Raw genomic sequence first — 13,082 nt, 5'->3', positions numbered from 1 at the left:
CTCACGCCTTATATCGCAGCGATTATAGATGGGCACAATATCCAATAGGCTGATTGCCATGCGCTTATGATAGCGCTATTAATCATCGAAATATGAAGGAGAGACTGATGCCCCGGACGCGACGGATATTGCTCGGAACCCTGCCCTTGGCGATGGCCCTTTTGACGGCCGGGTGCCAGCAGAGCGCGGACAATGCGCAGGAGCCAGCCGCCAATGCCGCAGACGCTTCGAAATATCTGTCCCAGCCGCTGGTCAAGGACATCTATACCGCCGACCCGTCCGCCCATGTCTGGGATGGCAAAATCTATGTTTACCCCAGCCACGATATCGACGGACCAACCGCCGAGGATGATCTTGGCAGCCATTTCGAGATGCGCGACTATCGCGTGCTGTCGATGGACAAGATCGGCGGGCCGGTAACGGTCGGGCCAGTGGCGTTGGACGTCAAGGATGTGCCGTGGGCGGATCGCCAGATGTGGGCACCCGACGCCGCGCGCAAGAATGGCATTTATTATCTCTACTTCCCGGCCAAGGACAAGGAAGGCGTGTTCCGCATCGGCGTTGCAACGTCGAAGGATCCGATGGGGCCGTTCAAGGCGCAACCACAGCCGATCAAGGGTAGCTATTCGATCGATCCCGCCGTCTTCACCGATGATGATGGCGCAAGCTATATGTATTTCGGCGGCATCTGGGGCGGCCAGTTGCAGCGCTATGCCAACGGCAAATATGATCCGAACGGGTCGAAGACCGACCTGGAGCAGGATGACAAACCGGCACTACTTCCCCGCGTGGCCAAGATGACCGGCGACATGCTGGAATTCGCCGAAACGCCCCGACCGTTGCAGATCGTCGATGAACAGGGCAAGCCTCTGCTGGGCGGCGACCATGATCGCCGTTTCTTCGAAGCATCGTGGATGCACAAATTTAACGGCAAATATTATTTCAGCTATTCGACCGGCGACACCCATTATCTGGTCTATGCCGTAGGCGACTCGCCCTATGGTCCCTTCACCTATAAGGGCCGCATCCTTGAACCGGTGGAAGGCTGGACCACCCATCATTCAATCGCCGAATGGGATGGCCGCTGGTGGCTTTTCTATGCCGACACACAGTTGTCGGGGCAAACCCGTCTGCGCAACGTCAAGGTTACCGAACTGCATCATAATGACGATGGCAGCATCCGCACGATCAACCCGCTCCTAAGCGGTGCAGCGAAGAAGAGCGCTGCCCAGTGATTACTACGGCCGGGGAAGCCATTGGCTTCCCCGGCCGCTGCTTGTGCAGCGACGACAATGCCCAAGGGCCACGCAGCCCTTTTCGACAAGACCGACGTCTCAACGACGCATTCAGGGAGACATGAGGATGAAGGCATCTTTGCTACGCTGTGCTGCGGGCGCGATGATCCTGGCCGGCTTTACTGCGCATAGCGTAGCTATGGCCAATGACAGTTGGAAAGAGGCGGATACCAAGGCGCGGGCGATCGTCGATCAATTGACGCTGGACGAAAAGGTCGAACAGCTCCTCAACGTGGCACCGGCCATCCCCCGGCTCAAAATCCCGGCCTATAACTGGTGGACCGAATCGCTGCATGGCGCGATGGGCGCGGTTCCGACCACCAATTTCCCGGAACCCATCGGCCTTGCCGCCACCTTCGATGCGCCGCTGATCAAGACGGTCGCGGCCACCATCAGTACGGAGGTGCAGGCGCTTCACACCCTCGGTCGCCAGACTGGGCATCTCGGCAAGATCGGCACGGGCCTCAATACCTGGTCGCCCAATATCAATCTCTTCCGTGATCCCCGATGGGGCCGCGGCCAGGAAACCTATGGCGAAGACCCCTTCCTAACGGCCCGAATCGGCGTGGCCTTCATCCAGGGGATGCAGGGCGACAATCCTGACTTGCCCGACATCGTCGCCACACCAAAGCATTTCGCCGTCCATAGCGGGCCGGAACCGAGCCGCCACACCGATAATATCTTCGCAACCAAGCGCGACCTGGAAGACAGCTACCTGCCCGCCTTCCGTGCCGCTATCGTCGAGGGCAAGGCCGGGTCGATCATGTGCGCCTATAACCGGGTCGACGGCCAACCCGCCTGCGGCAGTCCCATGTTGTTGCAGGATTATCTGCGCGATGCATGGGGCTTTACCGGCTATGTCGTGTCGGATTGTGACGCCGTAGTCGATATTTACGACAACCATAAATTTGCGCCCGACGCCGCAACCGGTGTCGCGGTCGCGCTGCGCCAGGGTGTCGATAGCGAATGCAATAATGCGACGCTCAATGGCCAGACAGGTCTGGGCGATCGCTACAAAGCCTCGCTCGCGCGCGGCTATATCGGCATGAGCGACATTGACACCGCACTCGTCCGGCTATTCTCCGCGCGCTATCGCAATGGCGACCTCCCCGGCCTGTCGAGCCGCAAGCCCAATGCCATGCCGGTCAAGATGATCGGAACGGCGGAACATCAGGCGCTCGCCCTGACCTCGGCGGAAAAGAGCCTGGTCCTGCTCAAGAATGACGGCATCCTGCCGCTGAAGGCCGGAACGAAGATTGCCCTGGCCGGCCCGCTGGCCGACGCCACGCGCGTCTTGCGCGGCAATTATTCATCGCCCCGCAGCGCCCCGCCCATTTCGGTAGCCGACGGCATCCGGCAGGCGATGCCCGGCTCTGCGCTGACCCTCATCCCCTTTGGCCCCTCCATTACCGATGGCGATCCTGTTCCCGGCACCGCGCTGTTGACCCCGGATGGCAAGCCCGGTCTGCGCGCCGAATATTTCAATGCCAGCGGGGATGACGGCTTCGAAGCCAAGCCCGTGCTGACCCGCGTGGAAAACACCCTCGTTTCCCGCGCGAGTGAATTCCAGCAGGTGTCGAAACGCTATAAGGTCGTCTGGACCGGCTATCTGGTCGCGCCGGAAACCGGGCTGTATCGCGTCGCACTGACCGGCGTCAAAGGCACCGTCTCGCTCGACGGCAAAGCCGTGGTCAGCGCCGAAGACTATTCCCGCTGGGCCGAACCGCTCGACCTGACCGAGGTTCGCATGACCAAGGGCCAGCGCTATGCCATCCGTCTCCAGGGGGAGAGCAGCATCGCGCCCAGCCCTACCATCTTCTGGAAACGCATTTCCGACAATGTCGATCGCGACCTGGCGGACGGCGCGAAGGATGCCGATGTGATCGTCGCCGTCGTCGGCCTGACGTCCGATATCGAGGGCGAGGAAATGCCGGTCAAGATCGAGGGCTTTATCGGCGGCGACAAGACCTCGCTCGACCTACCCCGCGATCAGCGCGCCTTTCTGGAAAAGGCCAAGGCGCTGGGTAAACCGCTGGTCGTGGTTGTCATGAACGGCAGCGCGGTCGATCTATCCTGGGCCAAGGATCATGCCTCGGCCATCGTCGAGGCCTGGTATCCCGGCCAGTCGGGCGGGTTGGCGGTCGCCAATGTCCTGTCGGGAAAGACCAATCCGGCCGGACGCCTGCCCGTCACTTTCTACAAGAGCGTCGATGATCTTCCGCCCTTTACCGACTATAGCATGGACGGACGCACCTATCGCTATTTCAAGGGCACGCCCGTCTATCCGTTCGGCCATGGGCTCAGCTACACGCAGTTCAGCTATGCAGCGCCCACGCTGGGCGCGACCGACGCCATTGCCAAGGACGGGCTGACCGTACGGACGGTCGTCACCAATAGCGGCGCACGGGCGGGCGATGATGTCGTCCAGCTTTACGTGACGCCCCCCGGCTTCGATGGCGCACCCCGCACCGCCCTGCGTGGCTTTGCCCGCGTATCGCTCAAGCCGGGCGAAGGGAAGGAAGTCGCCTTCACCCTGTCGCCCCGTGACCTGAGCTTCGTGACGCGAGACGGCGTGCGCGCGCTCATCCCCGGCGACTATCAATTGAGCATCGGCGGCGGGCAGCCGGGCACCGGCAGTCCGGTCCAGACCGTCGGCTACACCATCCGCGAGAGGGTCGACCTGCCAAAATGACAGGCGGCCATTTGGGACAGCTAAATAGATAAAAGGCAAAGGAGAGATGCAGATGAAACGCATAGTTGGTTTCGCCACAATGATCGGAGCAGCCACTTGGCTCATCACAGCGCCGATCGCGGCCCAGGCCCAGGACGACAAGATGGTGCCGATCGCCATCCCCGCCCAGCCGACCGCCATTGAACTCGGAACGCCCGCCCTCCCCGGTGCGACGGCCAAGGAGTCCTGGCACAGCCAATATGGCAGCCTGTTTGCCCGCAACGTCACGGTCGCAACCCTCACCCCCTTCCTGCCCGATCCCGCCAAGGCAACCGGCGCGGCCATCGTCGTGGCGCCGGGCGGTGGGTTTCGAACCCTGTCGATGAACAATGAAGGCTGGGATGTGGCCAAGGCGCTGGCCGATCGCGGCGTCGCGGCTTTCGTCCTGAAATATCGCCTGCGCCAGACGCCAGCGGACATGCCGGCCTTTGAAAAGTCGATGCAGGAGATGTTTTCTCCCGGCACTCGACCACCCCGCCCGGCCCCCGACCCGAATTTCGGCGACCTCTCGCCCCAGATCGCCGATGCCCGCGCCGCCTTCGCGCTGATCCGTCAGCGCAAGGCCGAATGGGGCGTTGATGCCGATCGGATCGGCATGGTCGGCTTTTCCGCCGGGGCCATGCTGACCATGGCGACGGCGCTGGCGGGCCAAGATGCCAAGCCTGCTTTCATCGGCAATATCTATGGCCCGCTATCCTCCATGAAAGTCCCGGCCGACGCGCCGCCGCTGTTCGTGGCCCTGGCCGCCGACGATCCTTTCTTCGCCAATGGCGGCATCGCCCTGATCGACGATTGGCGTGCCGCCAAGCGCCCGGCCGAATTCCACCTCTACGAACGGGGTGGCCATGGCTTTGGCATGTATCAGAAGGACACGACCAGCACCGGCTGGTTCGATGCCTTCGTCCGCTGGATCGGGACGCACGGCGCGCTCACGCGTTAGGCCTATTCATTCACCTACGCTCTGCGTCAATGTTCCACTACCGTTCAGGCTGCATGTTCGATAACGCTGGGCATGCAGCCTGCGAATCCGGGTAGAAGGACAGAGAGCGGATAATGACGATAGCGCGTATTTTTGCCGGATCTTTGCTTGCCTTGGCGACAATCACGCCTGTAGCGGCCCTCGCGCAGGCAGGCGATGCCGTGAAGGGCAAGATAGTATTTGCCCGTTGCGCGCTCTGCCATGACGTGAAGCCTGGCCCCAAGAAAATGGGTCCGGCGCTCAATGGCCTGTTTGGGCGGACGTCAGGAACCATCGCAGGTTTCACTTACTCGCCCGCCATGCAAAAGGCGAAGATACGGTGGGACGCCAAGACATTGGATGCCTTCCTCGCCAAACCCAGCGCTGTCGTTCCGGGCAATCGCATGGCCTTTGCCGGTGTGCCGCAGGCTGCGGACCGCGCCAATCTCATCGCATATCTCAAGAGCGCCACGAAATAACGTCCAGCGTCAGTCATGGCGGTAGAGACGGGCGATCTGCGCGGCGATGTCGCTTGGGCTCAGCCGCCCCGGACGATACCAGTCGGCGACGCTGTTGAGCTGCGACAGCAGCAGATTGCGATAGAGCGACCGGTCGATCTTAGCCGGTAGCGGCAGCGCGGCGACGATAGCGCGGAACAATTGTTCGAACCGGTCGCGCCGTTCGACCAGCGCCTCGCGCACGGCGTCGGGCACTTCGCGAAAATCATTCATCATCGGCATGGTCAGCGAATCGGAATCGAGCTGGACTTCCAGCAGCGCGCCGCAGGCTGCTTCCAGCTGCGCCCAAGGATCATCCTGCGCCGCCACGGCCGCTGCGATCCGGGCTTCGGCCCCATCCAGCGCAGCGTGATGCAGTTCGACGAACAGCGCGTCCTTCGATTTGATATGGTGATAGAGTGAGCCACCCAGCACACCGGCCGCTTCGCCGATGTCGCGCATCGACGTGCCGCGATAGCCCTTGCGCGCAAAGAGCTGCGCGGCAATCGCCAATATCTGGCCCCGCCGCGTGCCCGCGCCGTCCGTGTCTTCACCCTTGGCCTGTGCGTCTGTCCTGCTCATGCAGCGCGACCTAGCATATTCGATCGCGATAGATCATCCGCCTTGGCGTGTGCGGAAAGGGGCACTGCATTATTCACTTGCAACTCTCCCTCGGCTTACTGTATCCCAAGCATACATTCTATCGGGAGCAGGATCATGGAAAACCAAGAAGACGTCGTTTCCTTTGCGGTCGAGGACGGCATCGCCTGGGTGAATTTCAATCGCCCCGCCAAGCGCAACGCGATGAGCCCGACACTGAATCGCCGCATGATGGAGGTTCTGGACGAGCTGGAATTTCGTGACGATGTCGGCGTGCTGGTGCTGAGCGGCGAAGGCACGGCCTGGTCGGCGGGCATGGACCTGAAGGAATATTTCCGTGAGACCGAAGCCGACGGCCTGCGCGGCGTACGCAAGTCGCAGCGCGAAAGCTATGGCTGGTTCCGCCGCCTGCGCTGGTATCAAAAGCCCACCATCGCCATGGTCAATGGCTGGTGCTTTGGCGGCGGTTTCGGCCCGCTCTTTGCCTGCGACCTCGCCATTTGCGCCGATGAAGCGCAGTTCGGCCTGTCCGAAATCAACTGGGGCATCCTGCCCGGCGGCGGCGTGACCAAGGTGGTGGTCGACCTGCTGCCGATGCGCGATGCGATGTGGTTGACGCTGACCGGCGACTTGATCGACGGTAAGCAGGCGTCGGTGATGCGGCTGGTCAATGAAAGCGTGCCGCTCGACCAGCTCAAGGACCGCACCCGCGAGGTCGCCAACAAGCTGCTGGCCAAGAACCCGGTCGCGCTCAAATTCGCCAAGGATGCGGTGCGCCGGGTCAGCACCATGACCTATGACGAGGCGGAAGATTATCTGGTCCGCATGCAGGAAGCGGCCAATTTCCACGACAAGAGCGAAGGCCGCAAGGAAGGCATCCGCCAGTTCATCGACGAAAAGAGCTACAAGCCGGGTCTGGGTGCTTATGACCTGACCAAGGCGAAGGCACCGACCGAGGGCTGAGCAGCCCGATCGTCCTGAAACGCACCGGGGTCCGCCCCGGTGCGTATTTTCATGTTTGCGATATATCCACATCCATGAATTTGTGGCAGAATGTCCTTCAACCGGAGGAGGATTTTCATGCCCATAGCCACGACCCATGTCGGCAGCCTGCCGCGCGGCGACGCCCTGACCCCGCTGTTGCTGGCCCGCGACAAGGGCGAACCCTATGACGCACAGGCCTTTGACACGCAAGTTCAGGCCGCCGTTACCGACGCGGTGACTGCCCAGATCGACGCCGGCGTCACCATCGTCAGCGACGGCGAATTGGGCAAGGTCGGCTATTCTACCTATATGATCGAGCGGCTGACCGGCTTTGGCGGCCATATCGACCGCAGGCCCGCCGCCGACCTCGCCCCGCTGCCCGAATTGCGGCAGAAGCTGGCTGGGATCATGGGTTCCCAGGAATTTACCCGCGCGTCCTGCATCGGCCCGGTCCGACTGGTCACACTGGAGCCGCTGCATGACGACATCCGCCGTTTCAAGGCGGCGCTCGCGCCCCATGGCGAGGGCGTGCGCGCCTTCATGAATGCGGCGTCGCCCGGCCTCATCACCGCCTTCCAGGTCAATCGCCATTATCCCAGCCACGAAGCCTATCTGGCCGATCTGGTCGATGCGATGCGCGAGGAATATGAGACGATCGTGGCGGCAGGCTTCGACCTGCAACTCGATTGCCCCGATTTGGCGATGTCGCGCCACACCGGCTATCAGGATGCCAGCGACGAGGAATTCCTCAAGATCGCGTCCGCCAATGTCGATGCGCTCAACGCCGCCACCGCCAATATTCCGCCCGAACGGATGCGGATGCACATCTGCTGGGGCAATTATGAAGGCCCGCATGATCATGACATTCCGCTGGAAAAGGTGATCGACATCATCCTGCCCGCGCGCCCGGCCACCGTCCTGTTCGAAGCCGCCAATCCGTGCCACGAACATGAATGGGCGGTATGGCGCGACGCGACCATCCCGGATCACAAGATCCTGGCCCCCGGCCTGATCGATACCTGCTCCAACTATGTCGAACATCCCGAACTGATTGCCCAGCGAATCGAACGCTTTGCCGGGATCGTCGGCAAGGATCGAGTGGTCGCCAGCACGGATTGCGGCTTCGGCACCTTTGCCGGATATGGCAAGATCGACCCGGCGGTGACGTGGAAGAAGCTGCGTTCGCTCCGCGCCGGTGCGGACCTGGCGGACGCGCGGCTGTGAACGAGGAGCAGCGCCGCGCGATCGAGGCGGATTGCGCCAGGCTGATCGCCCGCTACGCCAATCTCAACGACGCGGCCGACTGGCAGGGCGTGGCTGACCTCTATGCCGAAGACGGACGGATGGCGCGCCCGACCGCGCCGGACGACTGGACGCGGGGGCGCGCGGCGATCCTCGCCGCCTTCCTCGCCCGACCGGCGCGGACGACGCGGCATGTCTGTTCCAACGTCGTGATCGACGTGACCAGCCCGACGCAAGCCGTCGGCGAAAGCGCGATGCTGCTGTTCACCGGCGAAGGCGCGCCCAAGGTCGGATCGTTCCACGACCGTTTCGTCCTGACCGCGGCGGGATGGCGCTTTGCCGAACGGCGCGGTAGCCTGACCTTTTAACGGAGGGCGCCCATCATGAATGCCACCACGCCATCCACCGTCAAATCGGCGATGCGGACCATCGACATCATCGAATATGTCGTGGCGCGCCCGGCCGGTGTGGTGGCGCAGGAGATTGCGGCGGGCCTCGCCATTCCGGTGAGCAGCCTGTCCTATCTGCTCGCGACATTGGTGGAGCGGCATTATCTGGCGCGGGAGGGGCGGCGCTACCTGCCCGGCCCGGCGCTGGCACGGCTGGGGTCGCCACGGGTCGCCCTGTCGCTGGCGGACAAGGTGCGGCCGCTGGTCAAAGCGCTGCGGACGCAGACCAACGAAACCGCCTCCTTCTTCGTGCGCGACGGCTGGCAATTGGTGGCGATCGTCACCGAGACGGCGGAACAGTCGCTGCGCTATTCGATCAGCGTGGGCACGCGCATTCCGATGCACAGCCTGGCGGCGGGCAAGGCGTTGCTCGCGAGTCTGGGCGACGACGAGATCGACGCCTATTTCGCGCAGGTGCCGCTGGAGCCGTTCACCCCGCAAAGCGTGACCGACGAGCAGGCATTGCGTGCCGAACTGGCGACCATCCGGGCGTCGGGCGTCGGGCGCACGCGCGAGGAATATACGCCGGGCATTTGCGGCCTGGGCATGGCGGCGGTGGTCGATGGCGTCGCGGTCGGCGCGTTCGCCGTCGCCATCCCCCTGCCCCGCTTCACCCCGGACCTGGAAACCCGCGCCGTCGCCCGGCTGGAACAGGCGGTCGCGCTCTTCACCGCTGCCGAAGCGCCGCCGGTTTAGCGACACAAGCGTCACAGCGCGAAGTTCACGATGTCGTCGGGTGAAAAGGCCCAATAGTGCGTCAATAGTCCCGGCAACGTACCGTCCAGGTAAGGCTGACGCCACTATTGGGTCACAGTGACGCGACGGCGACGCGCCAGTTGTGCGACACCGGCTATGCGTGGCTATGCCGTGCGTTGGGCGTGCTTTGGCGGGCCGGTCCATCTATCAGGATAGATCAGAGGAAATCCTACATTGGAAGGGGTTTTGATGCCGTGCCTATCCTTGGCTCCAACATGAGTGACCGGAGCATGCCAGCACCGATTCTCTACAGCTTTCGCCGCTGTCCTTATGCGATGCGGGCGCGGCTGGCGCTGGCGGTGAGTGGCGTGGAGGTCGAACTGCGCGAAGTGAAGCTGTCGGCCAAGCCCGACGCGATGTTGGCCGCTTCGCCCAAGGGCACCGTCCCTGTGCTGGTTCTGCCCAATGGCACCGTCATCGACCAGAGTATCGACATCATGCGATGGGCTTTGGCGCAGCATGATCCAGAGGATTGGCTGAGCCGCGACGATCCCGCGCTCGTGGCGGCCAATGATGGCGCGTTCAAACATGATCTGGATCGCTACAAATATCCCGACCGCCATGGCACGCAGGCGGAAACGCATCGCGCGAGCGGGTTGGCATTTCTGCTCGACATCGAACAACGGTTGGCAAGGTCCGCGCATCTATGCGGCCCGGCGCGCGGGTTCGCCGATGCCGCGATCATCCCGTTCGTGCGGCAGTTCGCCGCTGTCGACCCGGCCTGGTTTGCCATGCAGTCGCTGCCCAACCTTCGAAGCTGGCTGTCCAGCTATCTGACGTCGGACCTGTTCGGTGCGATCATGATGCGCGTTTCGCCGTGGCGGCCGGGGGATGCGCCTGTGCGTGTGCGCTGGCAGGCAAGCGACCCGGACCGATAGAGTATCCGTGATGGTCAAGCGCATGCTGTGGTCCAGAGACGATCTGCCCTGAGTAGCGCATTTGCGGTGACGATGAGCTTTCGCATGATGGCTGTGATGGCGATTTTGGCGGGTTTTCCGGCAGCGATGAGCTGGAATGATTGGCACAGCAATAGCGGTCGCCGCGATTTTAGTCATCTACGAATCATTCGCAGGGTAGCAGCGCACTCAGATGTTCAGAACCGTCAAAGGTTGAAGCGGAAGCCGTAACCGATGCCCAATGTGAACTGCACTCTCCGCCCGCGCTCGCGGACGAGCGGCGAATGACCGGCCTCGCTCCCTAATCGATCGAGGCTGGTAAACAGGGTGATGGCGCTTTGCCGGTTCAGCGGGCGAAGCGCCGAACCACCGACACCATAAGACAGCAAGCCGCCCTTTGGCGAATAGGCAGCAAGCCCGGATCGCAGCGACTGAATCGCATCGATGCCGAAATAGCTGTCCATATAGGGTTTGCCGACGACCGTGGCGCGCGGACCGACATTGATGATCGTGCGTCCGCTGCGCATCTGATACGATATCGCCCCGTCCGCTATCACGGCCTCATGTCCGCCAAAGCCGCGGCGGACTTCCAAACGGCCGCGCCAGGGGCCGATGCGTTTTTCAACGAAGCCGCCCAATTCGGCAGCAGCCGCGACATTGCCCATGCCACGCAGCCCGTCGCTTCCGCCCGTGATCAGAAAAGGCGATCCTCCGCGCTCTTCGTCACGTCCGAAGCGGACCTTGGCCAGCGGACCGGCCTTCCACCCGTTGGTGTTGACGGCGTTCCATCCCAATCCTTCAGGGATCGAAGCAAAGATCACGTCCCCATAATTGACCCGCAGATCGGGGAAGATCGACAAAGCCATGTCTCGCGACCCTTGCCACGCGGGGCTAAGGACCGGTGCCAGGCCGATCGTCACGCTCCATCCTGCTTCGTTTCCGTCCAAGGGCCGACCCGCTACCGTTGTCGGCTGCGTCTCTGCCGTCTGGGAAAAACAGGGCTGGCCCGCACCCAGGGCGGCGATGGCCAAGAGATAGCGCATGTTCATCCTTTTCTCGGCAACCGTCGATGATGCCCAACAATTCGCGGCGACGGCCTTTTCTAATCGATCATGCCATGAACGCCAGCCTTCGCAGGAGAATTTGGGTGAGACCCTTGCTTGCTTTCTGATTCAGACTGATTTTCCCGTCCCCAAATGAAAACGGGGGACGCCTTGCGGCATCCCCCGTTCCTACCGCTCACGAAAAGCGATCAGGCGTTCTTGGTGCGCCAGCCGTCGGCATAATTGTCGCGCGCGGCTTCCGAATAGGGGACCGAGGAAACGATCGCCTTGATTTCGGTCTGGACGTGGCGTTCGACGGTGGGCTTGGACGTGCCGCCATCGGGTTCGCCCCAGAGCAGGGTGACTTCGGTGCCGGGCTCGGCGAATTCGGCATCGACCATCGCCAGTGCCAGGAAGCGACCAGCGTTGATGGTGTAGCCGATCCAGGTCGACAGGCCGACCGTCTTGCCGTCCTTCAGCACCGCATCATAGGGATGCATGCAATAGACGGCGCTGGGGAATTCCAGGAACTTGGCCTTGTCGCCGGTCTGGAGCATCGAGCTCATGACGCGGACGATATCCTCATTGTCGAGCGCCAGCGTCACCTTGCGGCGGTGGGGCTGATCCTTGATCTTTTCCAGCGCTTCGCGGCCGATAAAGTCATGGTCGAACTTGACCATGATGCCATAGCCCAGCTCCCAGGGGTTGAGGTAATAATCCTCGATATTGTCGGAGACGAAGCTGCCGCCGAGCGAGCATTTGCCTTCATAGCTGTTTTCGCTCGCCCATTCGCGGAACGCCTTGGAGCCTTCACCGGTGTAGGTGGCGGGCAGCGGCGAGGGGATCCAGCCGGATTCCAGCGTGTTGGACGAATAGGTACGGCCACCGCACAGCGTCAGGCCATAATCCTTGCCCGCTTCGATCAGCGCATTGCGAACGGTGTCATAATCCTTCCAGGGGCCAAACAGCTCATAGCCCGGCTGGCCCGCCATGCCGTGACGCAGCGCGCGCACTTCGACGCCGGCGATCATGATCGGTGCCATGTGGAAGAATTTGAGGTCCGGCGGGGTTTCGCCCATCGCCTTTTCCAGCACCGGCATGGCGTTGGGGCCCTGCAGCTGGAAGCGATAATTGCGGCGATAGCCCTGCTGGTCGAGCGGACGGGCGATGGTGCGCTCGTCGCGTTCCACCTTGACGTCCCACTTGCCGGTCGAGGCCCAATATTCGACCCATTCGATCGACGGTGCGCGACCGACCAGCTCGAACTTTTCTTCTTCCAGGTAGAAGAGGATGACGTCGCCGATCACATAGCCTTCGGGCGTGACAGGCGCGAACTGCTTGGCGCGGTTCGGCACGAAGCCCTTGAAGCTGTTGGGGGCGAGGTAGGACAGCATGTCGAACGCGCCGGGGCCGGTGACGAGTAGGTCGACCATGTGGAAGCTCTGGTTGAACAGGACCGAGCTTTCCGCCCAGCTGCGCTGTTCGTCGCGCCAGTTGCTATATTCGCCAGGCACGCCCGGATAGGCGTTGGGACCGACCTGCTGGTTGCGCAGGAATTCGACGATGTCGCCCTTTTCGTCGAGCAGTTGCTGCAGGGATTTACCACTCATTCCATTCTCTCCTTAGACACG

Annotated in this window: 13 protein-coding genes; 10 read left to right on the top strand and 3 right to left on the bottom strand. The window is 62.4% G+C overall.

Translation table 11 applies throughout. The annotated features are described in order from the left end of the window. The first annotated feature begins 107 nt into the window (after window positions 1–107). The 4 genes from OVY48_RS02905 (at window position 108) to OVY48_RS02890 (ending at window position 5,463) form a co-directional block, all read left to right on the top strand. Window positions 108–1,235 carry a glycoside hydrolase family 43 protein gene (locus OVY48_RS02905; RefSeq protein WP_037478342.1) on the top strand — a complete coding sequence of 376 codons (1,128 nt, stop codon included), beginning with the start codon at window positions 108–110 and terminating at the stop codon, window positions 1,233–1,235. A 127-nt stretch (window positions 1,236–1,362) separates the two neighbouring features. Further along, the gene (locus OVY48_RS02900) at window positions 1,363–3,987 is read left to right on the top strand and encodes a glycoside hydrolase family 3 C-terminal domain-containing protein (RefSeq protein ID WP_037475539.1); all 2,625 of its coding nucleotides are present in this window, start codon (window positions 1,363–1,365) and stop codon (window positions 3,985–3,987) included. Window positions 3,988–4,039: 52 nt separating this feature from the next. Beyond that, on the top strand, window positions 4,040–4,966 hold the full coding sequence (locus OVY48_RS02895) for an alpha/beta hydrolase (protein ID WP_150125691.1): 927 nt from the start codon (window positions 4,040–4,042) through the stop codon (window positions 4,964–4,966). Window positions 4,967–5,079: 113 nt separating this feature from the next. Further along, on the top strand, window positions 5,080–5,463 hold the full coding sequence (locus OVY48_RS02890; protein WP_037475544.1) for a c-type cytochrome: 384 nt from the start codon (window positions 5,080–5,082) through the stop codon (window positions 5,461–5,463). A gap of 9 nt (window positions 5,464–5,472) precedes the next feature. Here OVY48_RS02890 and OVY48_RS02885 read toward each other — a convergent pair whose 3' ends face one another. After that, the gene (locus OVY48_RS02885) at window positions 5,473–6,063 is read right to left on the bottom strand and encodes a TetR/AcrR family transcriptional regulator (protein ID WP_313921796.1); all 591 of its coding nucleotides are present in this window, start codon (window positions 6,061–6,063) and stop codon (window positions 5,473–5,475) included. 135 nt (window positions 6,064–6,198) lie between these two features. On the opposite strand from OVY48_RS02885, the gene OVY48_RS02880 reads away from it, so the two are divergent. The 5 genes from OVY48_RS02880 to OVY48_RS02860 all read left to right on the top strand — a co-directional run bounded on the left by OVY48_RS02880 (window position 6,199) and on the right by OVY48_RS02860 (window position 10,390). Further along, entirely contained in the window at window positions 6,199–7,044 is an 846-nt protein-coding gene (locus OVY48_RS02880; RefSeq protein WP_313921795.1) for a p-hydroxycinnamoyl CoA hydratase/lyase, read from the top strand. 117 nt (window positions 7,045–7,161) lie between these two features. After that, entirely contained in the window at window positions 7,162–8,289 is a 1,128-nt protein-coding gene (locus OVY48_RS02875) for a cobalamin-independent methionine synthase II family protein (protein ID WP_313921794.1), read from the top strand. After that, window positions 8,286–8,675, top strand: a complete 390-nt coding sequence (locus OVY48_RS02870; protein ID WP_313921793.1) for a nuclear transport factor 2 family protein — start codon at window positions 8,286–8,288, stop codon at window positions 8,673–8,675. The genes OVY48_RS02875 and OVY48_RS02870 overlap by 4 nt, the downstream gene beginning before the upstream one ends. Before the next feature lie 15 nt (window positions 8,676–8,690). Beyond that, window positions 8,691–9,452: an IclR family transcriptional regulator gene (locus tag OVY48_RS02865; protein WP_313921792.1), complete on the top strand. Its 762-nt coding sequence runs from the start codon at window positions 8,691–8,693 to the stop codon at window positions 9,450–9,452. 290 nt (window positions 9,453–9,742) lie between these two features. Next, a complete protein-coding gene (locus OVY48_RS02860; protein ID WP_313921791.1) occupies window positions 9,743–10,390 on the top strand; it encodes a glutathione S-transferase in 648 nt (215 codons plus the stop codon). Window positions 10,391–10,614: 224 nt separating this feature from the next. Here the strand turns inward: OVY48_RS02860 and OVY48_RS02850 are convergent, their stop codons facing one another. Continuing rightward, window positions 10,615–11,451: a MipA/OmpV family protein gene (locus OVY48_RS02850; protein WP_313921790.1), complete on the bottom strand. Its 837-nt coding sequence runs from the start codon at window positions 11,449–11,451 to the stop codon at window positions 10,615–10,617. On the opposite strand from OVY48_RS02850, the gene OVY48_RS02845 reads away from it, so the two are divergent. Next, window positions 11,450–11,608 (top strand): hypothetical protein, encoded by a 159-nt coding sequence (locus OVY48_RS02845; RefSeq protein ID WP_162182198.1) that lies wholly within the window; start codon window positions 11,450–11,452, stop codon window positions 11,606–11,608. The genes OVY48_RS02850 and OVY48_RS02845 overlap by 2 nt on opposite strands. Before the next feature lie 52 nt (window positions 11,609–11,660). On the opposite strand, the gene desA is transcribed toward OVY48_RS02845, so the two are convergent. Continuing rightward, on the bottom strand, window positions 11,661–13,061 hold the full coding sequence (gene desA, locus OVY48_RS02840; RefSeq protein WP_069064139.1) for a syringate O-demethylase: 1,401 nt from the start codon (window positions 13,059–13,061) through the stop codon (window positions 11,661–11,663). Between the last annotated feature and the right edge of the window lie 21 nt (window positions 13,062–13,082).

The organism is Sphingobium sp. SA2, assembly GCF_032227065.1.
GTDB lineage: Bacteria > Pseudomonadota > Alphaproteobacteria > Sphingomonadales > Sphingomonadaceae > Sphingobium.
This window is presented reverse-complemented; position numbering and strand designations above follow the sequence as displayed.

Coding starts and splice junctions, on each gene's coding strand:
- OVY48_RS02905 (WP_037478342.1), top strand. CDS start 108: ATGCCCCGGACGCGACGGATATTGCTCGGAACCCTGCCCTTGGCGATG.
- OVY48_RS02900 (WP_037475539.1), top strand. CDS start 1,363: ATGAAGGCATCTTTGCTACGCTGTGCTGCGGGCGCGATGATCCTGGCC.
- OVY48_RS02895 (WP_150125691.1), top strand. CDS start 4,040: ATGAAACGCATAGTTGGTTTCGCCACAATGATCGGAGCAGCCACTTGG.
- OVY48_RS02890 (WP_037475544.1), top strand. CDS start 5,080: ATGACGATAGCGCGTATTTTTGCCGGATCTTTGCTTGCCTTGGCGACA.
- OVY48_RS02885 (WP_313921796.1), bottom strand. CDS start 6,063: ATGAGCAGGACAGACGCACAGGCCAAGGGTGAAGACACGGACGGCGCG.
- OVY48_RS02880 (WP_313921795.1), top strand. CDS start 6,199: ATGGAAAACCAAGAAGACGTCGTTTCCTTTGCGGTCGAGGACGGCATC.
- OVY48_RS02875 (WP_313921794.1), top strand. CDS start 7,162: ATGCCCATAGCCACGACCCATGTCGGCAGCCTGCCGCGCGGCGACGCC.
- OVY48_RS02865 (WP_313921792.1), top strand. CDS start 8,691: ATGAATGCCACCACGCCATCCACCGTCAAATCGGCGATGCGGACCATC.
- OVY48_RS02860 (WP_313921791.1), top strand. CDS start 9,743: ATGCCAGCACCGATTCTCTACAGCTTTCGCCGCTGTCCTTATGCGATG.
- OVY48_RS02845 (WP_162182198.1), top strand. CDS start 11,450: ATGTTCATCCTTTTCTCGGCAACCGTCGATGATGCCCAACAATTCGCG.
- OVY48_RS02850 (WP_313921790.1), bottom strand. CDS start 11,451: ATGCGCTATCTCTTGGCCATCGCCGCCCTGGGTGCGGGCCAGCCCTGT.
- desA (WP_069064139.1), bottom strand. CDS start 13,061: ATGAGTGGTAAATCCCTGCAGCAACTGCTCGACGAAAAGGGCGACATC.